The organism is Streptomyces sp. NPDC058308 (assembly GCF_042880275.1).
In the GTDB taxonomy this organism is placed as follows: Bacteria; Actinomycetota; Actinomycetes; order Streptomycetales; family Streptomycetaceae; genus Streptomyces.
Map to the genome: position 1 here is coordinate 25,159 of NZ_JBHVZA010000042.1, position 26,195 is coordinate 51,353.

The following is a 26,195-nucleotide window of genomic DNA, read 5'->3' on the forward strand; positions in this document are numbered from 1 at the left end:
CGAGCCTCGTCGATGGGTGTCGAGCCTCGTCGGTCGCGGTCGACAGGGGGGACCGGGCGGCCCGGGGCGGAGGTTGACGCGGGTGGGCGGGTTGGGCGTGTTTCAGCCGATCGCCCCTCCCCCCGCTCCGGCGGATCAGCCCTTCTTGAGGATCAGTTCCGTGTTCCTGTCGCCCGGCTCGCCGCCCAACGTGGGCCTCGCGCCGGGGGCGTTGAAGGACAGCTCGCGGTAGAGCGCGGCCAGGCCGGTCTGGGAGAGGTCGGCGAAGTCCGTGCGGTGCGGGGCCGCGGATTCGATGAGGGTGGTGAAGACGGAGACCGTCCCGTCGTGGTTGTCGCTGATCTCCACCACCCGCGCGAGCTGCGGGAAGTCGATGTGCGAGGCGGTGGAGACCTCCCAGAAGGAGCCGTGCGCGGTGCGGTGCGCGGTGATGGCGTTCTTGTGGCTGTGGCCGTTGACCCAGGCGAGGACGGAGGGGAACCGGCCGAGCAGCGGGACGATCTCGTCGCCGCCGTGCCGGGCCTCGCCGGGCCGTGCCGGGTCGTCGCGGAGGTTGCGCATCGTCCTGCTGGTGTGGTGGCTGAGGACGACGACGTACGAGGGGCCGCCGTCGCGCTGCTCGTTGGCCGTCAGCTCCCGCTCCAGCCAGCGCAGTTGGGCGGTGCCGAGCGAGCCTTCGTAGTGGCCACCGGGGTCGGTGGTGTCCAGGCTGATGCCGAGCACGTCGTCGCTGATGCGGAAGGAGTAGTACTGCGTGGCGGCGGCGAGGTTCTCCTGGGTGTAGCCGTGGCCGACGGGGCCGGGGCCCGCGTGCGCGGGGTCGAGGTGTGCCTGGAGGTACTCGACGGGCGTGAACGGCGCGCGGGACGCGTCCGGCGTGACCGGCCGCATGCGGCGCGCCTCGCTCTTGAGGAGTTCCTTGAAGTGCGCGCCCTTGGGGTCGCGGCCCTTCTTCACCGCCTTCCACAGGGCGGCTCCCCGCGCCTCGTCCAGGGACATCAGCTTCCTTCCGCCGGTGGCGAATTCGGTGAAGTACGGGTCCCGGGGCGCCCAGCAGCCGCCGGGCAGGGCGTCGTGGTTGCCGACCGTGGAGTACCAGGGCAGGCCGAGGCCGGGGCTGTTCACCTCGCTGATCGCGGCGTCGAGGAAACCGTGCAGGCGCGGGAAACCGAGCCCCTTGTCGGCGTCGCGCAGGGCGTCGTCCGGGTGCCAGTACAGCTTGAGGCCGCTGCTCTGCACGCCTTCGTAGTGGCGCGGGTCGCCGGTGTTGGGGGTGATGCGGCCGCCGCTCATCACCTTGAGGAACCAGTCCAGTTCGGACCGGGAGTTGTTGTCGGTGTTGTCGCCGGTCGTCACGACGCAGTGCAGGGGAGCGCCGGTGGCGGGCGCGCCGCGCAGGGCATTGACCCGCTCGACGAGGGCGACGGCGCCGGCCACGGACAGGGACTCGTGGGGCCGCCAGGCGCTGGCCGTCTGGGCGCGCAGGTACTCGTAGCGCAGGGGGTGCTGTACGTCGACGAGGTGCAGGTCGGTGAATTGCACGAAGGCGGCGAGCGCGGTGCGCCGGTTCTCGCGGCCCGCCCTGGCCGCCGCGAGGTCACCCCGGACGACGCGGCGCCAGGCGGGCCCGTCGCCGAGCCGCCGGTAGCCGTGGCCGCCCCGCGGTGCGGCGACGGTGAGCAGGGTGGTGCCGTTCTTGTACGGCATGAGGGGCGCGGCGGGCGCCGGGCGGGAGTGCGGGACGGTGGCCCGGCCCGCGGGCGCGGCGTTGCCGGAGCCCGCGCCGGGGCCGAGGGCGTAGCCGGCCCCGGCGGAGACGGTGACCGCTCCGGCGGCGGCGAGGAACGCGCGGCGGTCGAGTCCGGCCACGGCGGAGGCGGCGCGAGACGCCGCGTCGGTTGTGGCCGTGGCGGTTGCGGTGGCGACAGAGCGTATGCGCGGCATGGCGCGGTCTCCCCGGGTGCGAACGCGTCGGCAGTGGTCGCGGGCGGCCCGGGCCTGACTGCGGCCTGCGAACTGCCCGCTCGTACTGGATCGTTGGCAGCGGGGATGACCTGCGCGTGAACGAGGCCGCAACGGGCGGCGCAGATCACCGTACGTGGATCACCCGGCACCCTGCGCGGTCACGCACCCCTCTCCGGGCGGAGAGGCACCGGTCACTCCGTGTTCACCTGCCGGGGAAGGGAAGGCAGTTGGCGGGGTCAGCGCGCCGGTCCTGCCGGGCCCGCGGGGTGGCCGTGGCCGTCGGCGGGGCGGGTGCGCCAGAGGCTCAGGCCGATGTCGACGAGCCCGACGCGGTCGAGGTCGGGTACGGCGTCCAGGGGGTGCCAGGCCGCGAGGTCCGTGGAGCCCTCGGTCTCGTTGCGCAGGGTGCCGCCGGTGATGCGTCCCTCGTAGACGATCCGCAGGCCGTGGAAGTCGGCGACGGCGCCGAGCCGGCGCGGGTAGCGGCGGCGCAGGGAGTCGACGCCGAGGAGCGCGACCGGCTCGACGACGTACCCGGTCTCCTCGTCGGCCTCCCGGATCACGGTGTCGTAGGGATCCTCGCCGTGGTCCATGCCGCCGCCGGGCAGCGTCCAGCGTTTGCTGCCGTCGCCCGCGACCCAGCGGGCGAGCAGGACGTGGCCGTCGCGTACGCATACGGCGTAGGCCGCCACCCGGAGTTCTTTGTGCACGGGGTGACGCTAGGCGGTTCTTTGGGGGAACGCTCTGTGTCTGCGGGTTTGCCGTGGCTTGTCGCGCAGTTCCCCGTGCCCCTTCGGGGCGCGCCGGCAGCCACCCAATGTCCCTTGTGCTCACTCTTGTCCGCGATGACGTATGGCGGAATTGCGTCACGCCTCGATCACAGCTCGGACAACTCTCCCCAAACAGCTGTCACTTACGTAAGGGTGAGCGGTCATCCGGTCCCGAATTCCGGACCCTTCGGGGTCCGGGCGGGGACCGACCCTCCTTCCCGACCTTCACGCACAGGGATGCCGATGCCCAGATCCAGTTCCAGCGCCAGACGCGCGCCCCGTCTCGCGATAGCCGTCGGTCTGACCGCCGCGCTCTGCGCGACCGGGGCCGCCCCTCTCGCCTTCGCGGCGGACGAGACGCCCGTGCCCGCCCCCAAGTCCGCGGGCGGCAAGCTCGGTCCTGCCGACGCCGGACTGCTCGCCGACGCCAAGGCGGACGGCGAGAAGACCGTCACGATGATGGTCGCCACCGCGCCCGGCGCCACCGAGCAGGTCGCCGACCAGCTCGACGGCGTCAAGGGCGGCTCGGTGGGCCGCACCTACGACAAGCTCGGCTACGTCCGCGCGACCGTGCCGACCGCCGAGGCGGACGCCGCGATCAAGTCGGCCACGAAGCTGTCGTCGGTGCACGCCATCGACCTGCGCCACGAGATCGAGCTGGACGACCCGACCCCCGCCGCGGACCGCGCCAAGGGCGCGAGGACCGCCGCCGAGGGGACATACCCGGGCCCGGACAAGAGCACTCCGGCGAAGAACCCTTACAACCCGTCCGCCGAGACGGGCGCCGTCGACTTCGTGAAGAAGCACCGCAAGGCCGACGGCCGCGGCATCACCATCGGCATCCTCGACTCCGGCATCGACCTGGGTCACCCCGCGCTGAAGAAGACCACCACCGGCGAGCGCAAGATCACCGACTGGGTGACCGCGACCGACCCGATCGTGGACGCCGACGCCACCTGGCGCCGGATGACCAACCCGGTCAGCGGCCCCGTCTTCACCTGGGACGGCGAGACGTGGCAGGCCCCGGCGGGCTCCTTCCAGGTCAACCGCTTCCGCGAGTCGGCCACCACCGGCGGCGACGCCAAGGGCGACATCAACCGCGACGGCGACACCACCGACAGCTGGGGCGTGCTCTACGACCCGGCCGCCGGAACCGTCCGTGTCGACCTGAACGACAACAAGGACTTCACCGACGACAAGCCGATGAAGCCGTACAAGGACGGCCACCAGGTCGCCTACTTCGGCAAGGACGACCCGGCGACCGACGTCGTCGAGCGCGTCCCGTTCGTCGTCGAGATCCGCAAGGACGTGCCGACCGACCCGTACGGCGGCGACTGGGTCGGCAGACACGCCGACTTCGTCAACATCGGCGTCATCGAGTCCGAGCACGGCACGCACGTCGCGGGCATCACCGCGGCCAACGGCCTGTTCGGCGGCAAGATGAGCGGCGCCGCCCCCGGCGCCAAGCTGGTCTCCTCGCGCGCCTGCACCTGGACCGGCGGCTGCACCAACGTCGCGCTCACCGAGGGCATGATCGACCTCGTGACGAAGCGCGGCGTCGACATCGTCAACATGTCGATCGGCGGCCTCCCGGCCCTCAACGACGGCAACAACGCGCGCGCCGAGCTCTACAACCGCCTCATCGACACCTACGGCGTGCAGCTGGTGATCTCCGCGGGCAACTCGGGACCCGGCGCCAACACCATCGGCGACCCCGGCCTGGCCGACAAGGTCATCTCGGTCGGCGCGGCCATCTCCAAGGAGACCTGGGCCGCCAACTACGGCTCGGCCGTGCAGAAGAAGTACGCGATGATGCCGTTCTCCTCGCGCGGCCCGCGTGAGGACGGCGGCTTCGCGCCGATCATCTCGGCGCCCGGCTCGGCCATCAACACCACCCAGACCTGGCTGCCCGGCGCCCCGGTCGCCGAGGCGGGCTACAGCCTCCCGGCCGGCTACTCCATGCTGCAGGGCACCTCGATGGCGTCCCCGCAGGCCGCGGGCGCCTCGGCGCTGCTGCTCTCCGCCGCGAAGCGGGAGCACATCTCGCTGACCCCGGCGAAGCTGCGCACCGCGCTGACCTCGACCGCGAGCCGCATCAGCGGTGAGCAGGCGTACGCGCAGGGCACCGGCCTCATCGACGTCGTCGACGCCTGGGACGCCATCGAGGACGGCGCGAAGGCGCACACGTACGCGGTGAAGGCCCCGGTCGACACCGCCCTCGATCAGGAGCTCAAGAAGCCCGGCACCGGCATCTACGACCGCGAGGGCGGCCTGCGGACCGGCCAGAAGCGGACGTACGACGTCACGATCACCCGCACCTCGGGCCCGGACCGCGCCGTCCGCCACAGCCTGAAGCTGGTCAACAACCACGAGGGCACGTTCAAGCTGCTCGGCAAGGGCGACGTGACGCTGGGCCTGAACAAGCCGGTCACCGTCAAGGTCCAGGCGAAGGCCACCTCGGCCGGACTGCACAGCGCGATCCTCACCGTCGACGACAAGCGCACCGAGGGCGTCGACCAGCAGATCATGTCGACGGTCGTCGTCTCGAAGCCGCTCGCCAAGCCGTCGTACACCTTCACCGCCTCGGGCACGGCGCAGCGCAACAGCTCCACGTCGTACTTCGTGACGGTCCCCAAGGGCGCCAAGTCCCTGGAGGTCTCCCTCGGCGGCCTGAAGGACAAGAGCCAGACCCGCTTCATAGCGGTGCACCCCTACGGCGTCCCGGTCGACTCCACCTCGTCGATCGTCTGCTACCCGAACTACGAGAACCCGGCCAACACCTGCCGCCCGGACCTGCGTGCGTACGCGGACCCGCAGGCCGGTGTCTGGGAGATCGAGGTCGAGTCGCGCCGTACGTCGCCGATGCTCGACAACCCGTACAAGCTGAACGTCGCCGCGCTCGGCGTCGCCTTCGACCCGGCCGTGCAGACGCTGCCCGAGGCGAAGGTCGGCACGCCGGCGCCCGTCTCCTGGAAGGTGACGAACGACTTCGCGGCCGTCGACGGCAAGCTGAAGGGCGGCTCGCTCGGCTCCGCCAAGTCGGCGCGGCCCAGCATCAAGCAGGGTGAGACGCAGACCACCGAGGTCGTCGTGCCCGCCGGCGCGGAGCGTCTCGACGTGGCCATCGGCTCCCCCGCGGACGTCGCCGCCGACCTGGACCTGGCCGTCAAGAAGGACGGCGTCGTCGTCGGTTCGTCGGCGGAGGGCGACTCGGAGGAGTCGGTCAGCCTGACCAAGCCGGCCGCCGGTACGTACACGATCGAGGTGGCGGGCTACTCGGTGCCGTCCGGCACGACCGCGTACGACTACCGGGACGTCTTCTTCTCCGGCGCGCTCGGCAGCGTCACCGTCGACGAGTCGAAGCGGGTCGCGCTCGGCAACGGCGAGTCGGCGAAGATCGACGCGAAGGTCGAGGCGAAGGCCCCGGCCGCCGCGGGCCGTGAGCTGTTCGGCGAGGTGTCCCTGCTGAACGCGGGCGGCACGGTCGCCGGCAGCGGCAGCGTGAAGGTCGAGAAGGTCACGCCGTAACGGTGGCCTCCATCGCCGGGCGGGCTCTCCTGAGCCCGCCCGGCGTTTTGCCCTTTCCCCCGGGCACAGGTCAGCCCGCGGGCCCCGGGCCGCCGTCGCACCGGATCTTCTCGGCGGCCGGCAGGGCCTTGCGGATCATCGCGCGCAGGCGGTCGCGTTCCCTGCCCACGGCCCAGTTGGCGGGCTCCCCCGCGCCCTCGTCGACGGTGATCAGGACGCGGTCGCCGGTCCTCGGGCGCCGCTCCGCGTCACGGTCCATCGGGAACGCGACCGAGGGGCGCCCGGACGCCGGTTTCCAGTAGCGCGTCACGTCGAGCGTGACGCGGTCCCGCAGCCCGCCCGGCACCGGATCGACCGCGGTGACCGTGCCCTCCACGATGAGCCGCGAGCAGGCGACGAAGCCCTCCGCGCTCAGGTCCGCGTGCCCGCCGCCCCCGTCTTCCCGCTGCTCCGCGGACGCCGCGCCCCTCGCGTCCGAGTCGGCCGCCCCGGGCCCGGTGTCCACCACGAGCCAGGCGAGCCCGCCGACCACGGCCGCCGCCACCGTCGCGGCGAGCGCGCCGAGGGCGACCCGCACGCGGCGCCGGTCCGCCGCGCGCGGGGGCCGGAGCGGGACGGCCCGCGCCGCGGGAGGCGCATCCCGCGCGGCCAGCGTGTCGCCCACCGTGCCGAGCCGCTCCCGCAGCAGCGCGACGTCCGCCACGGCCGCCGCGTGCGCCGCGGCGACGTCGGGGTCGCGCAGCGCCCCGTCCGGCACGGGCTCGTCCGTGATCGCCGTCATCAGCGCGTCGAAGTCCTCGTCCCGCACGTCACACCACCTCCCCTTCGTGCAGCCGCGCCCGCAGGAGCCGGACCGCCGTGTGCAGCCGGCTCTTGACCGTGCCCTCCGGAATGCCCAGCTCATCCGCGATGTCCCGGACCGGGAGATCCGCGTAGAAGCGCAGGACCACCACTTGCCGCTGGGCGTCCGGCAGCTCGCCGAGGCCCTGGGCCACCGCCAGCGAGGTGGCCCGCGCCTCCGCGCCGTCCTCGTCGGTGGCCTCCCGCCACAGGACCGCCAGCCGCTCGCCGAGCCGCTCCTGCCTGCGCCGGGAGCGGTGCCAGTCCATCGCCAGGTTGGAGGCCACGACCGCCGCCCACGCGGACACGTCACGCGGCGCCTCGCGCCCGTCCGCGGCCCGCTCCAGGAGCTTCAGCCTGACCTGCTGCACCCCGTCCGGCAGATCGGCGTGCGGCACCCCGCCGAGCGCGAGCACGGCCCGTACCCGGTCCTCCAGCGCCGGACCGAGCGGATCCGCCCCCTGCGGCCGCGGCGCGCGGTGCGCCTTTCTGCGCAGCAATGTGCCTCCCCTGCCCGCGTTCCCCCTACGACGCCCGGAGCGCCCAAAACGTTCACGGCGGCCCGTCCGGCGAATGTGGCGTCCCGCACCTCGGACAATGGATTGGACAGAGCCGCCCTGGACAGACGCATCATGGAGCCAAGCCCAGGCCGGGGTCACCAGGCCGCACACACATACGGAGGAAGTCCCTGTGAAGGTCGGAATCGTCGGAGCCACCGGTCAGGTCGGCAAGGTCATGCGCAAGATCCTCGCCGAGCGGAAGTTCCCGGCCGACGAGCTGCGCCTGTTCGCCTCGGCCCGCAGCGCCGGGAAGGTCATCGACGGCGTGACCGTCGAGGACGCCTCCACGGCCGACTACACGGGCCTGGACATCGTGCTGTTCTCGGCCGGCGGCGCCACCTCCAAGGCCCTCGCCGAGAAGGTCGCCTCGCAGGGCGCCGTCGTGATCGACAACTCCTCGGCCTGGCGCCGTGACCCCGAGGTCCCCCTCGTCGTCTCCGAGGTGAACCCGCACGCGATCAAGGACCGCCCCAAGGGCATCATCGCCAACCCGAACTGCACGACGATGGCCGCGATGCCGGTCCTGCGTCCGCTGCACGCGGAGGCGGGCCTGCAGGCGCTGGTCGTCGCCACCTACCAGGCGGTCTCCGGCTCCGGCCTCGCCGGCGTTGACGAGCTGTTCGAGCAGGTCAAGAAGGTCGGCGAGGACGCACCGAAGCTCACCCACGACGGCTCGGCGGCCGAGTTCCCCGAGCCCGACAAGTACGTCGCGCCGATCGCGTACAACGTCCTGCCGATGGCGGGCTCCGTCGTCGACGACGGCCTGAACGAGACCGACGAGGAGCAGAAGCTCCGCCACGAGTCCCGCAAGATCCTGGAGATCCCCGAGCTGAAGGTCTCCGGCACCTGCGTGCGCGTGCCGGTCTTCACCGGCCACTCCCTCCAGGTCAACGCCCGCTTCGCGCGGCCGCTGAGCCCCGAGCGGGCCACCGAGATCCTCTCCTCGGCCGAGGGCGTCGTCGTCACCGAGGTGCCCACGCCGCTGGAGGCCGCGGGCAAGGACGAGGCCTTCGTGGGCCGCATCCGGGGCGACGAGACGGTCGAGAACGGCCTGGCCTTCTTCATCTCCGACGACAACCTCCGCAAGGGCGCGGCGCTGAACGCCGTGCAGATCGCGGAGCTGGTCGCCGCGGAGCTCAAGGGCTGAGCTCCTGCCGTACGTTGATGAGGGGCGGTCACCGTTCGCCGGTGGCCGCCCCCTTCGCGTGCCAGGGCCGGCCGCGCCGGGCGGCCCCCGCGCACGCCACCGCCACCAGCGCGAGCCCGGCGAGCCCGCCGCCCAGCCACAGCACGGCCCCCGCCCCCCGGCCGTCCGCCACCCGGCCGCCGAAGAGGGCGCCGAGCGCGATCGCCACGTTGAACACCCCCGCGAAGAGCGCCGACGCCGCCTCCCGGGCGTGCGGGGCCGCGGCCATCACCCAGTTCTGCGCGGAGACAGAGACCCCGCCGTACGCCAGGCCCCACGCCACGAGCAGCGCCACCGACGCGGCCGTCGAACCGGCCGCGGGCACCATGAGCAGCAGCACGGCGGTGAGTCCGGCGCAGATCATGAGCAGCGCCCTGCGCGGGTCGCGGGCCGCGGCGGCGCCGCCCGCGAAGTTGCCGACGACACCGGCCGTCCCGTAGGCGAGGAGCAACAGGCTGATCAGGCCCGCGTCGATCCCGGGCACTCGCTCCAGGACGGGGCGTATGTAGGTGTACGCGGCGAAGTGGCCGGTGACCAGGAGGGTGATGGCGAGGAGCCCGGCCCGCAGCCGGCCGATGCGCAGCAGCCCCGGGACCGCGCGAAGTCCGGCCCCCTCGTGCGCGGGCAGCCGGGGCAGGACCGTGGCGAGCAGCGCCGCGACGGCGAGGGCGAGCACGGCGAGGGCCGCGAACCCCCAGCGCCAGCCCGCCAGTTCGCCCAGGAGCGTACCGGCGGGCACCCCGAGCACGGACGCCACCGCGATCCCGCTGAAGATCACCGCGGTGGCCCGCCCCGCGCCCTCCTCGCCGGCGAGGCGCACACCGAGGCCGGCCGCGACGGCCCAGACCCCGCCGATGCAGACGCCCACCAGGACGCGGGCGGCGAGCAGGACGCCGAAGGAGGGCGCGAGCGCGGAGACGACGTCGGCGGCGGCCAGCAGGACCATCAGCACGGACAGGACCGTGCGCCGGTCGGCGCGGCGCGCGGCGACGGGCAGCAGCGGGGCCGCGAACCCGGCGACGATGCCGGGCAGGGTGACGGCCAGACCCGCGGTGCCGTCCGAGACGTGCAGGCCGGAGCCGACGGAGGTGAGGAGTCCGACGGGGAGCATCTCCGTGGTGACGACGGAGAAGGTGGCGGCGGCGACCGTGAGGACGGCGAGACGGTCGCGCCGCCGCGGCAACGCGCCGTGCCGGACCGGGATGTGAGTGCTCTGTGACATGGCATCCACCCTGTGGGGGGTGCCCGCCGGGGAACAACGCGGAAGATCTCATCCTTGTATGAGCCGGATTCATCGACCGGGGCGGTCGTCGGGGCGATCAGGGAGAGGGGGCCGCGCGGCATGGGCGGGAACGGGCTGGAGATCCGGGAGCTGGAGTGCTTTCTGGTGCTCGCCGAAGAGCTGCACTTCGGGCGGGCGGGGGCGCGCCTCTACGTGTCGCAGAGCCGCGTCAGCCAGCTGCTCGCGGCCCTGGAACGACGCATCGGCGCGCGCCTGGTGGAGCGTACGAGCCGCCGGGTGGCCCTGACCACACTCGGGGAACGCTTTCTCGCCGAACTGCGGCCGTCCTACGGCGAGTTGGCCTCGGTGGTCGAGCGGGCGCGGTCGGCTGCGCGGGGCGTCGCGGGCACCCTGCGGGTCGGTTTCCAGGGGACGGCGGACGCGCGGCTGATGCGGGCCGTCGAGGCCTTCCAGGAGCGGCACCCGGTCTGTGCCACGGAGCTCGTGGAGGTGCCGCTCTCCGATCCGTTCGGGGCGGTGCGGACCGGCGGGGTGGACGCGGCGATCGTGCTGCTCCCGGTCGCCGAGCCGGACCTGGTGCTCGGCCCCGTCTTCTCCGGCGAGCGGCAGACCGTCGCCGTGTCGGTGCGGCACGCCTTCGCGGAGCGGGACTCGCTCACGGCGGCGGAGCTGACACGGACCCCGCTGATCGCGGCGGCCGCTCCCGCGCCCGCGTACTGGCGCACGGCCCATGCCCCCTCGGACGTGCCCGCCCCCGCGGTCCGCACGCTCCAGGAGGGCCTGACCCTGGTGGCGGCGGACCGCGGGGCGATGCTGCTGTGCCGCCCGACGGCGGAGTACCACGGCCGAAAGGACGTGGTCTTCGTGCCGGTCGACGGCCTCCCGGACTCGGTGCTCGGGATGGTGTGGCACCGGGACGGGGAGACGGAGCTGGTACGGGAGTTCGCGCGGGTGGTGGGGCCGGTGGTGGCCGGGCCCTAGCGGTTCTCTCCCGCCCTGCTCTCTCCTGCCCTGCTCTCTCCTGCTCTGCGCACCTCGAAGTGGAAGCAGCCGTACTCCACGGCGCGCACGTGCACGAGGGCGACCTCCGGGTCGGCGAAGGCCTCGGCGAACGCGGCGTCGAAGCCCTGCTCCTCGCTCTCCGGGATCTCCAGGAGGCGGCCGCCGACGATGTGGCCCCGGGCGTCGTAGCGGCGGATCGTCCGCAGGGCGCCGGCCCGGGAGAAGGGGTAGCCCGCACGCTCCCCCGACGGCCCCTCGCAGGGGTCGGCGTGGATGAAGACGGGGCCCTGCTCGTCGTAGGCGCCGGGGACCGCGCCGGTCTCGGCGGCCCAGCGGCGCAGCGGGGCGTACGACACGAGGGCGACGCGCTCGCCGGGGGCGATGGGCCGCAGGCAGCAGCGGAGCGGGTCGCCGCCCTCGTGGTCGACGTACGGGACGCAGGGCCGCCCGGCGTCGTCGGTGTCGCGGAGTCGCGCGAGCACGGCGGGTGCGATGGGGAGCGGAGTGTAGGTGGTGGGCGGGGTATGGGTGTTGGGCGGTGGGGTGCGGGGGGTCGTGTGCGCGGTGGTGGTCATGGGTCGAGCCTCGCGTGCGGGCGAGGGCGAGGCTGGCGGTTTTCGGACGCGGAGGTCGCCTCGCGAGCCGCAGGCACCGCCTTGGTAAGCCTCAGAGTCTGTGTCACCTGAGCCTGTGTCACCCCACCCCCCACGACCCGCGCCCGTTCAGCTCCGCCACGTCCGCGCCCGTCGTCCTGCGGTACGCCGCGCGCAGCTCCGCCAGTTCGTCCGGCGTCAGGACGTCCTCGATCCGGTCGAAGCCGTCCGGCGCGCGCAGCGCGACCGCGTGGAGGACGCGGTCCGCCGGCATGGCGCGGTTGGCGAGGACGACCGCGTTGGCGGCCTCGCGCCGCACCTCCTCGTACACCCGCAGCCCCGCCTCCCGGTCCGGGGCCGTGTGCGCGAGGCAGCGGGCCAGGACCCGGGCGTCGAGGATCGCCTGGGAGCCGCCGTTCGACCCCACCGGGTACATCGGGTGCGCCGCGTCGCCGAGCAGGGTGACCGGGCCGCGGCCCCACTGGGCGAGCGGGTCCCGGTCGACCATCGGGTACTCCAGGATGTGCCGCGTGGCGGCGAGCAGCGCGGGGACGTCGAGGTCGCCGATGCGCCACCCCGCGTAGTGCGGCAGGACGTCGGAGAGCCGCCCGGAGCGGTTCCAGTCGGCGGGCCCCGCGATGCCGTGGTGGTGCGCGGGCGGCAGCCGCACCTCCGCCACCCAGTTGAGAAGCTCCCTGCCCCGTTCCTGGGCCCGTCGGGAGATCGGGTAGACGACGAGTTTCGCGGCGGCGTTGCTGCCCGCGACCGCGACGGTCCGGCCACCGAGCACGGGTTGCCAGTCGGTGGTGCCGCGCCACATCCGGATGCCGTTCCACAGCGGCGGCCCCTCGCCGGGGTGCAGCACGGCCCGCACCGTGGAGTGCAGCCCGTCGGCGCCGATGAGGGCCCGTACCCGTACGGCGTACTCCCTGGCGCGCGCCATGTCCCGCAGGATCACCCGCAGCGCGCCGCCCTCGCGCTCGGCGAGCCGCACGAAGGCGGTGCCGGTGCGCACCGCGTGGTCGCCGAGCCGGTCACGGACCGCGTCGAGGAGGATCAGCTGGAGGGCGCCGCGGTGGAGGGAGTACTGCGGCCAGTGGTAGCCGAGGGCGAGACCGCGCGGCTCGGCCCAGATGCGGTTGCCGTGCCGGTCGAAGTGGACCATCGCGTCGGGGGCGACGGCGGTCGCCGCCAGTTCGTCGCCGAGGCCGAGCTCGGTCAGCTCCCGTACGGCGTGGGGCAGGAGGTTGATTCCCACGCCGACCGGCCGCAGGTGGTCGGTGGCGTCCACCACGCGGACGTCGATGCCCGCCGCGTGCAGGCTGAGCGCCGCGGTGAGTCCGCCGATGCCCGCGCCCGCCACCAGTACGTCGGTCATGGCCGCCGCGCGTGCGGGCCGGCGCCGGCCGGCCCCTCGGTCCCCAGCATCTCCGGCATCCCCCTGTGGTCCCTGACCGCCTGCGAGGCCGTGGTCGGCGGCCCGTGCGCGCGGCGGTGCGAACGCGCGGAGCGTAACCGCACGGCAGCGGGAGAACAATGGTCCCGGCGGCCATCCGGAGCCGCATGGAAGGATGGCCGGAAACACCATAAGTCGCACCCACCGACCACCCGACGCGTCGTGCCCAGAAGGACCACACGTCGTACCCGAGGAGATGACCGCGTGCCCGGCACCAATCTGACCCGCGAAGAGGCGCAGCAGCGGGCGAAGCTGCTCACCGTTGACTCGTACGAGGTCGATCTCGACCTCTCCGGAGCACAGGAGGGCGGCACCTACCGGTCCGTGACCACGGTGCGCTTCGACTCCGCGGAGGCGGGCGCCGAGACCTTCATCGACCTGGTGGCCCCCGCGGTCCACGAGGTCGTCCTGAACGGTCACGCGCTGGACGCGGCCGCCGTGTTCCGTGACTCGCGCATCGCGCTCAAGCACCTGCAGGCAGGGCCCAACGAGCTGCGGGTCGTCGCCGACTGCGAGTACACCAACACCGGTGAGGGCCTGCACCGCTTCGTCGACCCGGTCGACCAACAGGCGTACCTGTACACGCAGTTCGAGGTACCGGACGCGCGCCGCGTGTTCGCCTCGTTCGAGCAGCCGGACCTGAAGGCCACGTTCCGGTTCACCGTGAAGGCGCCCAGCGGCTGGACGGTCGTCTCCAACTCACCGACGCCCGAGCCGAAGGACGACATCTGGTCCTTCGAGCCGACGCAGCGCATGTCGACGTACGTCACGGCGCTGATCGTCGGCCCGTACCACTCGGTGCACTCCTCCTACGAGGGCCCGAACGGCCAGTCCGTGCCGCTCGGCATCTACTGCCGCCCCTCGCTCGCCGAGTTCCTCGACTCGGACGCGATCTTCGAGGTGACGCGGCAGGGCTTCGACTGGTTCCAGGAGAAGTTCGACTACGCGTACCCCTTCCCCAAGTACGACCAGCTCTTCGTGCCGGAGTTCAACGCGGGCGCGATGGAGAACGCGGGCGCGGTGACCATCCGCGACCAGTACGTGTTCCGCTCGAAGGTGACGGACGCCGCGTACGAGGTGCGCGCCGCCACGATCCTGCACGAGCTGGCCCACATGTGGTTCGGCGACCTGGTCACCATGGAGTGGTGGAACGACCTGTGGCTGAACGAGTCGTTCGCCACCTACGCCGAGGCCGCGTGCCAGGCGTACGCGCCGGGGTCGAAGTGGCCGCACTCCTGGACGACGTTCGCCAACTCCATGAAGACGTGGGCGTACCGCCAGGACCAGCTGCCCTCCACGCACCCGATCATGGCCGACATCAGCGACCTGGACGACGTCCTGGTCAACTTCGACGGCATCACGTACGCCAAGGGCGCCTCGGTGCTCAAGCAGCTCGTCGCGTACGTCGGGGAGGACGAGTTCTTCCAGGGCGTGCAGGCGTACTTCAAGCGCCACGCGTTCGGCAACACGCGCCTGTCCGACCTGCTCGGCGCCCTTGAGGAGACCAGCGGCCGCGACCTGAAGACCTGGTCGAAGAAGTGGCTGGAGACGGCGGGCATCAACGTCCTGCGCCCGGTCGTGGACGTCGACACAGCGGGAGTCATCACGTCCTTCGCCGTCAAGCAGGAGGCCCCCGCGCTGCCCGAGGGAGCCAAGGGCGAGCCGACGCTGCGCCCGCACCGCGTCGCGATCGGCCTGTACGACCTGGACGAGGCGTCCGGCAAGCTGCTGCGCACGGACCGCGTGGAACTGGACGTCGACGGTGAACTCACCGCCGTGGACGCCCTGGTGGGCAAGCGCCGCCCGGCCATGATCCTCCTCAACGACGACGACCTCTCGTACGCGAAGGTCCGCCTGGACACCGAGTCGCTCGCCTTCGTCACGGACCACATCGGCGACTTCGAGGCGTCGCTGCCGCGCGCGCTGTGCTGGGCGTCGGCGTGGGACATGACGCGCGACGCGGAGCTGCCGACGCGGGAGTACCTGAACCTCGTCCTGTCCGGCATCGGCAAGGAGTCGGACATCGGCGTCGTGCAGTCGCTGCACCGCCAGGTGAAGCTCTCCCTCGACCTGTACGCGGCCCCCGAGGGCCGCGAGGCGGCGCTGACCCGCTGGACCGGGGCGACGCTCGAGCACCTGCGGGCCGCCGAGCCGGGCAGCGACCACCAGCTGGCGTGGGCGCGGGCGTTCGCGGCGACGGCCCGTACGGACGAGGACCTGTCGCTCCTGGAGCGGCTGCTCGACGGCTCGGAGTCGGTGGAAGGACTCGCGGTCGACACGGAGCTGCGCTGGGCGTTCGTGGCGCGGCTCGCGGCGACCGGCCGCCTCGACGAGGCGGGCATCGCGGCGGAGCTGGAGCGGGACAGGACGGCGGCGGGCGAGCGGCACGCGGCGTCCGCGCGGGCGGCGCTGCCGACCGCGGAGGCGAAGGCCGCGGCCTGGGCCTCGGTCGTCGAGTCCGACACCCTGCCGAACGCCATCCAGGAGGCGGTGATCGGCGGCTTCGTCCAGACCGACCAGCGTGAACTCCTCGCCCCCTACACGGAGAAGTTCTTCGCGTCGGTCAAGGGCGCGTGGGACTCCCGCTCCCACGAGATGGCCCAGCAGATCGCCACGGGCCTGTACCCGGCGCTGCAGGTCTCCCGGGCCACCCTGGACGCCACGGACGCCTGGCTCGCCTCGGCGGAGCCGTCGGCGGCGCTGCGCCGCCTGATCACGGAGTCCCGCGCGGGCGTGGAGCGGGCGCTGAAGGCGCAGGCCGCGGACGTGTAGTCCGCTGACCGGGCGGGGGGGGTGGTATCGCTCCCCCCGCCCGGAACAGCGGAGCTCAGCGGCGGGCCGCCCAGACCCTGCGCTCGGTGCGGACCGCCAGGTCGGTGCGGCGCAGGACGCTGTGCGGGCCCTCCGTGTCGAGCAGCCGGTCGAGTGCGGCGAGGTCACCGGGCGCGAGCGCTTTGCGGACCAGGCTGTCCAGCTCGCCGTCTTCTTGCGTCACAGGCAACACCGTAGGCCTGATGTGCCCGGCGGGCCCGGCCGGGCGCCGCTACCGCGAGCGCGTCGGCACCGCTTCCCGCAGAGCCGTCAGGACGCGGGCCACCGCCGCGCCGGAGGCCCCGCCGCGCCGCACCGCCGCGATCACGTGGCGGCGCGGGCGGTCCGCCGAGAGCTCCCGCATCACGACGCCGTCCCGCCGCACCGCCGCGAGGCGGGGCACCAGGGCCACCCCCATCCCCGCCTCCACCATCGCGAGGATCGCCGTCCAGCCGGACGCCGAATGCGCCTGTTCCGGCGCGAACCCGGCGCCCTCGCAGGCCGCCCGGGTGATCTCGGACCAGGGGCCGCTGCCGCCGAAGATCCACGGCTCGGCCGCCAGATCGGCGAGCCGCAGCCCCTCGGCCGCCGCCAGCGGGTGGTTCCCGGGCAGCGCCACGTCCAGCGGGTCGGCGAGGAGCGACTCCCGGGTGAAGCGCGTGTCCGCGTCGGCCGCGGCGGGCGCCTGGACGGCCAGCGAGAGAGCGACGTCCACCTCCCCGGCGGCGAGCAGCTCGTACGCCTGCGCCGCCTCGGTCTCCCGCACCCGTACGGAGATGCCGGGCGCCGCCTCCCGCAGCGCCCGGACGGCCGGCACGACGAGGGCGGGGACGGCCGTGGAGAACGCCCCGACCCGCACCTCCCCCGCCTCGCCCTGCGCATAGGCGGTCAACTCGGCGTCCGCCTGCTCCAGTTGGGCGAAGACGGCCTCCGCGTGCCGCAGCACCAGATGCGCGGCGTCGGTGAGGCGGACCCGCCGTCCGTGCGCCTCCAGGAGCGGTACGCCCAGCTGTTTGGCGAGGTTGGACAGCTGCTGGGAGACGGCGGACGGCGTCATGCGCAGCGCCTGCGCCGCCGCCGTCACGGTGCCCCGCTCGCTCAACGTACGCAGGATCTGCAGCTTCTTGATGTCCCACTCGCTCATGAGGCCAACGTACCGACTGGTCAGAAGCGGAGAACCCACCGGCCGCGCCCCCTACTTCGCGCGGGCCGAGCCCAGCACGACCCCGCCCAGGATCAGGCCCATGCACAGCACCTGCAGCGGGCCCATCGCCTCACCGAGGAGCGCGAAGGAGAGCAGGGCGACGCAGACCGGCTGGAGGTAGTAGACGACTCCGGCGCGGGCCGCCCCAATGATCGAGATGGCCTTGTTCCAGGCGAAGAAGGCGACCGCCGAGGACACCACGCCGACGTAGAGGAGCGGGGAGACCGTGCCGGGAGTGGGCTCGAAACCGCCCTGGACCGCGTAGCTGGCCGCGTACACCGGCAGCAGCATCAGCGCGCCGAGCACGAACGTGGAGAAGAGAAAGGGGAGCCCGCCGATCTCCGCGGGCTTGCGCTTGAGCAGCGCGCTGTACGAGCCGAAGGAGAGCGCGCCCGCGATCACCCACAGGTCGCCGACCGCGAAGTCCATGGCGAGGGAACCCTTGCTGACCAGGAGGAGGACCCCGACGCAGGCGACGAGCATGCCGGTGACGCGGCGCGCGCCGAGCCGGGCGCCGCCGAGGCGTTCATAGACGGCCATCAGGACCGGCGACGCGGCCATGATCATGCCCATGTTCCCCGCGGTGGTCGTCATGCCCGCCTGGTTCACCAGGGTGTTGTAGACGGTGACGCCGAGCAGGGCCGCGACCAGCAGGAACTTGAGGTGCTCGCGCAGCAGCCCGCGCTGCCGCCAGGTCTGCCGCGCCGCGAACGGCGCCACCGCGACGATGGCGATGACCCAGCGCCAGAACGCGTGCTGGACGGGCGGCACGGTGTCGTGCAGGGCCCGGGAGGTGACGAAGCTGCCCGACCAGACGCCCGTGGCGAGGGCCGCGAGGGCGAGGCCGATGCCGATGGGGCGCGCGGCCGGGTGTGCGGTCGAGTGTGCGGCCGGGTGTGCGGCCGGGTGTGCGGTCGGCGCGGTGTGAGCGGGGGTCCGGTCCAGGACTGCCACGAGGTATCCCTCGCCTCTCTCCCCCGTGTGGCGAGGGTGTCTCGGTGCGTTGCGGGACCACCGTGACACCTCGACACCCATCAGGTCTACCGAATCTTTTCGCTGATTCTCTTAAGTAGAACCGAATGATTGACGACCGGTGTCAGCCGATCCCCCACTCCCTCAGCGCCGCCGCCACCGCCCGCGCGTCCGCGCCCTCCGCCGCCCACGCCACGTATCCGTCGGGGCGGACCAGGACCGTCGTGCGGCGCTCGCTCGCCCAGTGGGCCGGCACCGCACGCCCCGCCGCGTGCCCCTCGTCCGCCGGGGCGATGAGGACGAACCGGCCCGCACGCAGGGCCTCGTGGAGCCGCCCCTCCTTGAGCTTCACGTCGGGGGCGCGGCGCCCGACGAGGCGGTGGGCGCCCTTCGGTGCCGGATAGGCGATGCCGACGCCGGTGACCTGGCCGAGCGCCTTGGCGCGCGCCGCGGGCACACGGTTCACGACGGCGGCGACCGCGGCACGTGCCGCGCGGGTCCACGGGCGCTTGGCCATCGCGAGCCGGACCAGGCCGCCACTGCTGCGGAGCGCCGCCTTGCCGACCGGGTGCCGCTCGGCCTCATACGTGTCCAACAGCCCTTGCGCGGCACGGCCGTTGACGGCGGCGGCCAGCTTCCAGCTCAGGTTCGCGGCGTCCTGCAGCCCGGTGTTCATGCCCTGGCCGCCGGCCGGGGAGTGGACGTGCGCGGCGTCGCCCGCGAGGAAGACGCGGCCCACCCGGTAGGCGGGGGCCTGCCGCTCGTCGCTGTGGAAGCGGGACATCCAGCGGGCGTCGTGCATCCCGAAGTCCCGGCCGAGCGCCCGCCGGACGATGTCCTTGACCTCGGCGAGGTCGAGCGGCTCACTGTCGGGGACGTCCCGGCGGCGGTCCCAGCCGATGACGCGGTGGTAGCCGTCACCGAAGGGCGCGAGGAAGGCGAAGGTGTCGCCGACGGCGCTGACGGCGAGCAGGCTCTCCGGCTGCTCGGCGAGCCTGACGTCGGCGAGGACGAGCGAGCGGATGACGGACCGGCCGGGGAAGGGCAGGCCTACCGCCTCGCGCACCCCGCTGCGGAGCCCGTCGGCGCCGACGGCGTAGGCGGCCCGCAGGGTGCCCGACTCCCCGCCGGGGCCGCGGAGTTCGAGCGTCACCCCGTCCGCGTCCTGAGTGAGCCCGGCCACCTCGCTCTCGTACGAGAAGCGCACCCCGGCGGCGACCGCGCGCCGCTCCAGGGCGCGCTCCACCTCGTACTGCCCGATGACGAGGACGTGCGGGAAGCGGGAGGGCAGTTGCGTGAGGTCGAGCGAGAGGCGCTCGAAGAGGCGCAGCGCGCCGAGCGGCTCCCCCTTGGCCTCCAGCTCGTCGGCCAGGCCCCGGGCGTCCAGCTGCTCCAGGGTGCGGGCGTGCAGGACCATGGCGCGCGACAGGTTGCTGATCCCGCGCTTCCGCTTCTCCACGAGCGTGACGGGGACGCCCGCCTCGGCGAGGTCCCCGGCGAGCAGCAGCCCGGTGGGTCCCGCGCCGACGACCACGACAGTGGCGCCGCCCTCGCCCTTGACGGTTCCCGCGCTCTTGGCGGCGCCCGTGTCCGTAGTGGCGCCCGCGTTCTTGGTGGTGCCCGTGTTCCCGGTCGTACCGTTCATGGCGGCCTCCTGATGCCAACACCTGTTGGTCAACGCTTGTTGGCAAAGGTAGAACTGCGGCCATGGACTGTCAACGCCTGTTGGCCTACGGTTGTTGGCATGACCGGAAACAGTGACGTGCCGCCCCGCCGCTCCGACGCCACCCGCGCCGGCATCCTCGCGGCGGCCCGCGAGCGCTTCGCCGCGGACGGGTACGAGCGCGCGACGATCCGCGCCATCGCCAAGGACGCCCGGATCGACCCGTCGATGGTGATGCGCTACTACGGCAACAAGGAGGGGCTCTTCGCCGCGGCCACCTCCGTGGACCTGCGGATGCCGGACTTCTCCCGGGTGCCCCGGTCGGACGTCGGGCGGGTGCTCGTCACGCACTTCCTCACCCTCTGGGAGGACGACGGGGTGCTCACCGCCCTGCTCCGCGTGGGGATCACCAACCAGGCGGGGGCCGAGCGCATGCGGGAGGTCTTCGCGGAGCAGCTGCTGCCGGTCGCGCGGGAGGTCTGCCCCGACCCGGCCGAGGCGCCCGTGCGGGCCTCGCTCTGCGCCTCCCAGATGCTCGGGCTCGCCCTGACCCGATACGTCCTGCGCTTTCCGCCGTCCGCCGCGCTGACGCGCGAGGAGGCCACGCGATGGCTGGCGCCGACGCTCCAGCGCTACCTGACGGCCGAACAGCCGTGAGTGACGGCCGGACGGCCGTGAGCACGCCGAGGGCGCCCTGCGGCGACGTCCGTACGCGGTACGGGTGTACGTCGCCGGAGGGCGCCCTCGGCGTGCTGAGTCGACCGCGCGGGGATCCGGCCCTCAGGGCGTGACGCCCGGGACGCGGCCCCCGCCGCGGGTCAGCCCTGCTTCTGCTTGCGGGACTTGTCGCCGACCATCACGAGGCCCGCGATCACCAGGAACAGCACGATGGGCGCGGCGACATAGAGGCCGAGCGTGTCGATGACGCTCAGGCCGGGGCCCGGGTCGTCACCGTCGTCGCGGGCCGCGAAGGCGGGGGACGACATGAGCAGCATCATCAGCGTCGTGCCGGAGGCCAGGGCGCCGGCGCGCAGTGCGTTCTTCTTGTCCACGGTGCCAACGTAGCGAACTCCTAAACGGCGTGCGCGCCCGGGGGTGCCGTACGGGGACTCGTCCCGGCTTCCGCGCCCTCGCGGAACACCGCCATGAGCCCGTGCAGGCGCGGAGAGGCGGCGAGTTCCTCCAGGGTGACGGGGCGTCCGCCGGAGTCGGCGACGGGCAGCCGCCAGTTGGGGTACTGGTCCCACGTGCCGGGCAGGTTCTGCGGGCGGCGGTCGCCGACGGCGTCCGGGAGCCAGACGCCGATCATGCGGGCCGGGGTGGCCAGCAGGAAGCGGTGCACGGCGCGGATCTCGTCCTCCTCGCAGCCCGTGCCGCCGGGCAGCATGCCGAGCCGGGAGAGCAGACCCAGCCACTCGCGCACGTCGGCGGCGGCCTCGGCCTGCTCCTCGGCCAGGGGGCGGGTCAACAGGCCCAGATCGTGCCGGAGTTGGACGTGCTCACCGGTCAGGCGCGCGGCGGTCGGGGGCAGGTCGTGCGTGGTGGCGGTGGCCACGCAGTCGGCGCGCCACTCCGCGGCGGGCAGCGGGCGGCCCGTGCCCTCCCAGTCCCGCTCGAACCAGAGCACCGAGGTGCCGAGCACGCCGTGCTCGCGCAGCGCCTCGCGGACGCCGGGCTCGACGGTGCCGAGGTCCTCGCCGATGACGAGGGCGCCCGCGCGGTGCGCCTCCAGGGCGAGGACGGCGAGCATCGCCTCCGCGTCGTAGTGGACGTACGTCCCCTCGGTGGGCTCGCGGCCCTGCGGGACCCACCAGAGCCGGAAGAGGCCCATCACGTGGTCGATGCGCAGGGCGCCCGCGTTCCGCAGGAGGCCGCGCAGGAGCGCGCGGTACGGCGCGTAGCCGGACTCGGCGAGGCGGTCGGGGCGCCAGGGCGGCAGGCCCCAGTCCTGGCCGCGCGCGTTGAAGGCGTCCGGCGGGGCCCCGACGGTCATGTCCGGGGCGAAGTGCCACCGCTGGACCCAGGCGTCCGCGCCGCCGGGGTGCACGCCGACCGCGAGGTCGTGCACGAGGCCGATGCCCATGCCCGCCTCACGCGCGGCGCGCTGGGCGTCGGCCAGCTGGGTCTCGGTGAGCCAGGCGAGCCGGCTGTGGAAGTCGACGCGGTCCATCAGCTCGCGCCGGGCACGGGCCGTGCCGGGCGAGGCCGGGTCGCGCAGGGCGTCGGGCCAGGAGTGCCAGTCCGGGCCGTACGCCTCGGCGAGGGCGGACCAGGTGGCGTGGTCCTCGAGGGGCGCGCCCTGCTCGGCGAGGAAGGCGCTGTAGGCGGCGCGGCGGCCGGGGCCGAGGGGGACCTCGTGGAGCAGTTCGAGGGCCTCGCGCTTGAGGGCCCAGACCGCGTCGCGGTCGATCAGCTCGCCGTCACGCAGGACCGCTTCGCGCAGGCGGGCGGCCCGGCGGCGCAGCTCGTCGACCCGGTCGCGGGCCTCGCCCCGCAGATGGGCGAACTCGGGGACCGCCTCGATGCGCAGGTGCACCGGGTCCGGGAAGCGGCGGGAGGAGGGGCGGTACGGCGAGGGGTCGCTGCCCGGCCCCCGGGGCGTGCGGGGCACGGCCGCGTGGAGCGGATTGACCTGGACGAAGCCGACGCCCAGGTCGCGCCCCGACCAGGCGGCGAGCTCGGCGAGGTCCCCGAGGTCGCCCATGCCCCAGGAGCGGCGGGACAGCAGGGAGTAGAGCTGGACCAGCAGGCCGTACGAGCGGTCCTCGGGGGTCCTGATCCGGCGGGGGGCGGCGATGAGGTGGGCCGTCGCCTCGCGCCCGTCGGGGGCGCGCGCGTACAGCCGGTGCACGCCGTGCGGCAGCCGCGGCCCGCTCGCCCCGCCGCCCTCCGGCGCCGTCTCCCACTCCGCGGTCCCGCCGTCCTCCAGCTCCACCCGTACGTGCGTCCCCGGCGGCAGTCCGGCGAGCGGTGCGGGGGTGGTGGGAGCGGTGGGGGTGGTGACGTCGGCGGGGGCCGGGGGCGGCTCGTCCGCAGCGGCCGGGCGCCCGCCCGTCCAGGCCACCACCGTCGGCGGCAGCAGGCGCGCGGCCAGGGCGGCCTCGCGCGCGGCCAGGGCGGACCGGGCCGCTTCCAGGGTGCTCGCGTCCACGTCCAGTGCGGCGAGTGCCGCGATCACCGCCGCTTCGGCGGCCGGGACGGTGCGTCCCGGCGACGGGGAGTAGGAGGTGGCCACCCCGTACGAGGCGGCCAGCCGGGAAAGGGCCATCAGACCCCCATGAAGTCCAGGCCGGAAGCGGTGCCGGTGGAGGTGGGCTCGCTGGTCAGCGGGGCTGCGTCGGCGAGGGGCGGCTCACTGGTCAGCGGGGCTGCGTCGGCGAGCGGCGGCTCACTCATCAGGGGCGGCTCGATGCAGCCGCAGGAGCAGGAGCCGTCGAGGCCCGAGTCGGGGTGGGAGACCTGTTTGGAGAGCGCGTCGAGCAGGAGGTTCGCTGAAGCGGCCACGTGGGAGCTCCTTGTCAGGGGGCAGGTTTCGGCAGCCCTACCCAAAGCGCGGGTTCGCAGACGTATACGGTGCCTCAACGTGTCCTGGGTCACATTCCGTTCCCGTCGCGCAAGTTGTCTCCCGGGGCTCGTCCGCCTCCGCAAGAACGGGTTCCGAACCCGCGGTCGCCGGGAAGATCTGCACGTCGCGCGCGGGCCCGGCACGGCTCGGTTCCGGGGGTGGCGCGTACCCCTCCGACGAGGGAGTTCGCACGGGTTCCTGGAAGATTCCCCCGACCGTGAAGCGGTCTCGTTGACACCCCCGGCACCGTGCGGGGCGGCAGGCGGCAGGGGCGGCCGCGAGAGCGTGCGCATGGACGCGCGCGACACCCGCTTCGGCTGTTCGCTCCGGTCGGTGGAGGCGTACGCGGTCGCCGGTGACCGGCAGCCGCGTACGACGCCCACCTACAACGAAGCCCGGATCGGTGACTAGGCGGAAATGCCGTCGATCCGGGCCATCGCGTCGTCCGCGCCGAACGGCTGCAAGTAGGGCAGCCAGCGCGGATCCCTATGCCCGGTCCCGATGATGCGCCACGCGAGGCCCGAGGGCGGTGCGGGTTTGTGCCTCAGCCGCCACCCCAGTTCCATCAGGTGGCGGTCGGCCTTGACGTGGTTGCAGCGGCGGCACGAGGCCACCACGTTGTCCCAGGCGTGCTGACCGCCTCGGCTCTTGGGAATGACGTGGTCGACGCTGGTTGCGACGCCACCGCAGTACATGCACCGGCCGCCGTCACGGGCGAACAGTGCACGCCTGGTCAGCGGAACGGGCCCCCGGTAAGGGACCCGGACGAACCGCTTGAGGCGGACCACGCTGGGTGCGGGGACGGTGCGAGTCGCGCTGTGCATGAAGGCGCCGGATTCCTCGAGGCAGAGAGCCTTGTTCTCCAGGACGAGGACGAGCGCGCGGCGGAGCGGTACGACGCCGAGGGGCTCGTACGACGCGTTGAGGACCAAGACATGCGGCACGGCGGATGCCTCCTTGTACGCCGGCGGCGCGTGGCTCGCGCCGGGACGATCTGGCTGTCAGTCTCCCCTCATGCCTGGTCGTAGCGCCAGCATGTCCCCGTAACGGCCTTGAAGTGTTTTCGACCACAGCGGGCGCGCGACGGAGACGTCACTTGGTTCTTCCCCAGGTGAGCACCGTCTCTCCCTCGAACATGACAACGATCCACACACGATGCCCCGTTAGTGTGGTGGGTCTGCCCGGTACCCCCGGTTCGTCTCCATCGAGTCGATTTCCCTCCCGGGCAGGCCGCGATACCTGGAGGTACCCGCAGTGTTCTTGTCCGTCCTGTCGGCAGCCGGAACGGACCCGGACGACAAGCCGACGCCGAAGCCGACGACGAAGCCGCCCACCCTTGAGGACGCTCAGGAGAGCGCCACGAACGCGGCGAGCTGGGTCGAGCAGAACTGGTCCACGTGGCTCGGCATCGGTCTGCGCATCGTGCTCATCGTCGCGATCGCCCTTGTCCTGCGTGTCCTGGTGCGCCGCGCCATCACCAAGCTGATCGACCGCATGAACCGCACGGCGCAGGCCGTGGACGGAACGGCGCTCGGCGGGCTCCTGGTGAACGTGGAGCGCCGCCGCCAGCGCTCGCAGGCGATCGGCTCCGTGCTGCGCTCGGTGGCCTCGTTCCTGATCCTCGGCACGGCCGGGCTCATGATCCTCGGCACGTTCGACATCAATCTGGCCCCGCTGCTCGCCTCCGCGGGTGTGGCGGGCGTCGCGATCGGCTTCGGCGCCCGCAATCTGGTCACGGACTTCCTCTCCGGCGTCTTCATGATCCTTGAGGACCAGTACGGCGTCGGCGACTCCATCGACGCGGGCGTGGCCTCCGGCGAGGTCATCGAGGTCGGTCTGCGCGTCACGAAGCTGCGCGGCGACAACGGCGAGATCTGGTACGTCCGCAACGGCGAGGTCAAGCGCATCGGCAACCTCTCGCAGGGCTGGTCCACGGCGGGCGTCGACGTCACCGTCCGCCCGGACGAGGACCTGGAGAAGGTCAAGGAGACCCTCGCCTCGGTCGGCGAGACCATGGCCAAGGACGAGCCGTGGAACGAGCGCCTCTGGGGCCCGGTGGAGATCCTCGGCCTGGACAGCGTGCTGCTCGACTCCATGGTCGTCCGGGTCTCGGCCAAGACGATGCCGGGGAAGTCTCTGGGTGTCGAGCGGGAGCTGCGGTGGCGGATCAAGCGGGCGTTCGACGCGGCGGGCATCCGCATCGTGGGCGGCCTGCAGCTGGCGGTGGCGGAAGACCCCGCCGACCCGTCGGCCGGTGTCGCGGCCCCCTCCGCCTACGCCTCGGCGACGTCTCCCCAGTCCCTGGCGGCGTCCCCGATACCGCCGCCGCCTCCGAACATGGCGAAGTAGTTCTCGTGCTGTGGGGGTCCGGGGCGGGCGGGGGCTTCGGTGGGCCTGCGTCTTTGATGGTCACCGGGGCCGCCCGGTGCGGTGCGGAGTGTGGCGGTTCCGGGCCGGGAGTAAAGGGCGCCCTGCGGGCGTCGGCTACGCCGATTCCGCTGCGCTCCACCCTTGACTCCCGTCCCTCCACCGCACGTTGACCTTTGACCCGGACGGCCAGGGTGGGGCGGCGGGATGGCCTAGGAGGGTCATCACCTTTCACTGCCGGGTGCGGACCGGCCCATCGTGGCCGACCGCCCCGGTTCACGGCTCGGCCAGCCGCCCGGCCACGCCGCTCGGGCCATCCCCTCTCACTGCCGGGTGCGGACCAGCCCATCGTGGCCGATCGCCCCAGTTCGCGCCCGGCCAGCCGCACGGCCTTGCTGCTCGGGTCATCGGCTCTCGCTGCCGGGTGCGGTCCGGCCCATCGTCGGTGACCGTCACCGTTGCGGCTCGGT

The 26,195-nt window shown here is 73.3% G+C and carries 20 protein-coding genes and 1 pseudogene; 6 read left to right on the forward strand and 15 right to left on the reverse strand.

Annotated elements, in window-relative coordinates:
* Window positions 1-135: 135 nt before the first annotated feature.
* Together ACFVYL_RS34930 and ACFVYL_RS34935 are read right to left on the reverse strand one after the other, a co-directional pair.
* Window positions 136-1,944, reverse strand: coding sequence for a TIGR03767 family metallophosphoesterase (locus ACFVYL_RS34930; RefSeq protein ID WP_389723328.1), 1,809 nt, complete (start codon window positions 1,942-1,944; stop codon window positions 136-138).
* Between the two features lie 257 nt (window positions 1,945-2,201).
* Window positions 2,202-2,675, reverse strand: a complete 474-nt coding sequence (locus ACFVYL_RS34935) for an NUDIX hydrolase (protein ID WP_389723331.1) — start codon at window positions 2,673-2,675, stop codon at window positions 2,202-2,204.
* A 303-nt stretch (window positions 2,676-2,978) separates the two neighbouring features.
* Between ACFVYL_RS34935 and ACFVYL_RS34940 the strand changes: the two genes are divergently transcribed.
* On the forward strand, window positions 2,979-6,263 hold the full coding sequence (locus tag ACFVYL_RS34940) for a S8 family serine peptidase (RefSeq protein ID WP_389723333.1): 3,285 nt from the start codon (window positions 2,979-2,981) through the stop codon (window positions 6,261-6,263).
* A 70-nt stretch (window positions 6,264-6,333) separates the two neighbouring features.
* Here the strand turns inward: ACFVYL_RS34940 and ACFVYL_RS34945 are convergent, their stop codons facing one another.
* A complete protein-coding gene (locus ACFVYL_RS34945; RefSeq protein ID WP_389723335.1) occupies window positions 6,334-7,071 on the reverse strand; it encodes a hypothetical protein in 738 nt (245 codons plus the stop codon).
* 1 nt (window position 7,072) lies between these two features.
* Window positions 7,073-7,603, reverse strand: coding sequence for an RNA polymerase sigma factor (locus ACFVYL_RS34950; protein WP_389723338.1), 531 nt, complete (start codon window positions 7,601-7,603; stop codon window positions 7,073-7,075).
* 190 nt (window positions 7,604-7,793) lie between these two features.
* Here ACFVYL_RS34950 and ACFVYL_RS34955 point away from each other — a divergent pair, with 190 nt between their 5' ends.
* Complete coding sequence (locus ACFVYL_RS34955) at window positions 7,794-8,810, forward strand: aspartate-semialdehyde dehydrogenase (protein ID WP_389723342.1); 1,017 nt, start codon at window positions 7,794-7,796, stop codon at window positions 8,808-8,810.
* Between the two features lie 28 nt (window positions 8,811-8,838).
* On the opposite strand, the gene ACFVYL_RS34960 is transcribed toward ACFVYL_RS34955, so the two are convergent.
* Window positions 8,839-10,071: an MFS transporter gene (locus tag ACFVYL_RS34960; protein WP_389723345.1), complete on the reverse strand. Its 1,233-nt coding sequence runs from the start codon at window positions 10,069-10,071 to the stop codon at window positions 8,839-8,841.
* A gap of 120 nt (window positions 10,072-10,191) precedes the next feature.
* Between ACFVYL_RS34960 and ACFVYL_RS34965 the strand changes: the two genes are divergently transcribed.
* On the forward strand, window positions 10,192-11,073 hold the full coding sequence (locus tag ACFVYL_RS34965) for a LysR family transcriptional regulator (protein WP_389723348.1): 882 nt from the start codon (window positions 10,192-10,194) through the stop codon (window positions 11,071-11,073).
* Here the strand turns inward: ACFVYL_RS34965 and ACFVYL_RS34970 are convergent.
* Together ACFVYL_RS34970 and ACFVYL_RS34975 are read right to left on the reverse strand one after the other, a co-directional pair.
* A complete protein-coding gene (locus ACFVYL_RS34970; protein WP_389723351.1) occupies window positions 11,070-11,669 on the reverse strand; it encodes a DUF1203 domain-containing protein in 600 nt (199 codons plus the stop codon). The two genes, ACFVYL_RS34965 and ACFVYL_RS34970, sit on opposite strands and share 4 nt — an antisense overlap.
* 118 nt (window positions 11,670-11,787) lie before the next feature.
* Window positions 11,788-13,065: a flavin-dependent oxidoreductase gene (locus ACFVYL_RS34975; RefSeq protein ID WP_389723354.1), complete on the reverse strand. Its 1,278-nt coding sequence runs from the start codon at window positions 13,063-13,065 to the stop codon at window positions 11,788-11,790.
* 282 nt (window positions 13,066-13,347) lie between these two features.
* On the opposite strand from ACFVYL_RS34975, the gene pepN reads away from it, so the two are divergent.
* A complete protein-coding gene (pepN, locus tag ACFVYL_RS34980; RefSeq protein WP_389723356.1) occupies window positions 13,348-15,915 on the forward strand; it encodes an aminopeptidase N in 2,568 nt (855 codons plus the stop codon).
* Between the two features lie 55 nt (window positions 15,916-15,970).
* Here pepN and ACFVYL_RS34985 read toward each other — a convergent pair.
* The 4 genes and pseudogenes from ACFVYL_RS34985 to ACFVYL_RS35000 form a co-directional block, all read right to left on the reverse strand.
* Window positions 15,971-16,093, reverse strand: a pseudogene (locus ACFVYL_RS34985) (SAM-dependent methyltransferase); the annotation flags it as partial.
* A 93-nt stretch (window positions 16,094-16,186) separates the two neighbouring features.
* Entirely contained in the window at window positions 16,187-17,098 is a 912-nt protein-coding gene (locus ACFVYL_RS34990; protein WP_389723359.1) for a LysR substrate-binding domain-containing protein, read from the reverse strand.
* Between the two features lie 51 nt (window positions 17,099-17,149).
* Window positions 17,150-18,112, reverse strand: coding sequence for a DMT family transporter (locus ACFVYL_RS34995; protein WP_389723362.1), 963 nt, complete (start codon window positions 18,110-18,112; stop codon window positions 17,150-17,152).
* A 142-nt stretch (window positions 18,113-18,254) separates the two neighbouring features.
* Window positions 18,255-19,775 carry an FAD-dependent monooxygenase gene (locus ACFVYL_RS35000; RefSeq protein WP_389723365.1) on the reverse strand — a complete coding sequence of 507 codons (1,521 nt, stop codon included), beginning with the start codon at window positions 19,773-19,775 and terminating at the stop codon, window positions 18,255-18,257.
* A gap of 99 nt (window positions 19,776-19,874) precedes the next feature.
* Between ACFVYL_RS35000 and ACFVYL_RS35005 the strand changes: the two genes are divergently transcribed.
* On the forward strand, window positions 19,875-20,450 hold the full coding sequence (locus ACFVYL_RS35005) for a TetR family transcriptional regulator (RefSeq protein ID WP_389723368.1): 576 nt from the start codon (window positions 19,875-19,877) through the stop codon (window positions 20,448-20,450).
* 161 nt (window positions 20,451-20,611) lie between these two features.
* On the opposite strand, the gene ACFVYL_RS35010 is transcribed toward ACFVYL_RS35005, so the two are convergent.
* The 4 genes from ACFVYL_RS35010 to ACFVYL_RS35025 all read right to left on the reverse strand — a co-directional run bounded on the left by ACFVYL_RS35010 (window position 20,612) and on the right by ACFVYL_RS35025 (window position 24,302).
* Complete coding sequence (locus tag ACFVYL_RS35010) at window positions 20,612-20,845, reverse strand: hypothetical protein (protein ID WP_361181082.1); 234 nt, start codon at window positions 20,843-20,845, stop codon at window positions 20,612-20,614.
* Window positions 20,846-20,865: 20 nt separating this feature from the next.
* Window positions 20,866-23,061, reverse strand: coding sequence for a 4-alpha-glucanotransferase (malQ, locus tag ACFVYL_RS35015; RefSeq protein WP_389723371.1), 2,196 nt, complete (start codon window positions 23,059-23,061; stop codon window positions 20,866-20,868).
* Window positions 23,061-23,297: a hypothetical protein gene (locus ACFVYL_RS35020; RefSeq protein ID WP_389723374.1), complete on the reverse strand. Its 237-nt coding sequence runs from the start codon at window positions 23,295-23,297 to the stop codon at window positions 23,061-23,063. The genes malQ and ACFVYL_RS35020 overlap by 1 nt, the downstream gene beginning before the upstream one ends.
* 468 nt (window positions 23,298-23,765) lie before the next feature.
* Window positions 23,766-24,302, reverse strand: coding sequence for an HNH endonuclease (locus tag ACFVYL_RS35025; protein ID WP_150184145.1), 537 nt, complete (start codon window positions 24,300-24,302; stop codon window positions 23,766-23,768).
* 310 nt (window positions 24,303-24,612) lie between these two features.
* Here ACFVYL_RS35025 and ACFVYL_RS35030 point away from each other — a divergent pair, with 310 nt between their 5' ends.
* Window positions 24,613-25,707, forward strand: a complete 1,095-nt coding sequence (locus ACFVYL_RS35030; protein ID WP_389723376.1) for a mechanosensitive ion channel family protein — start codon at window positions 24,613-24,615, stop codon at window positions 25,705-25,707.
* The last annotated feature ends 488 nt before the right edge of the window (window positions 25,708-26,195 follow it).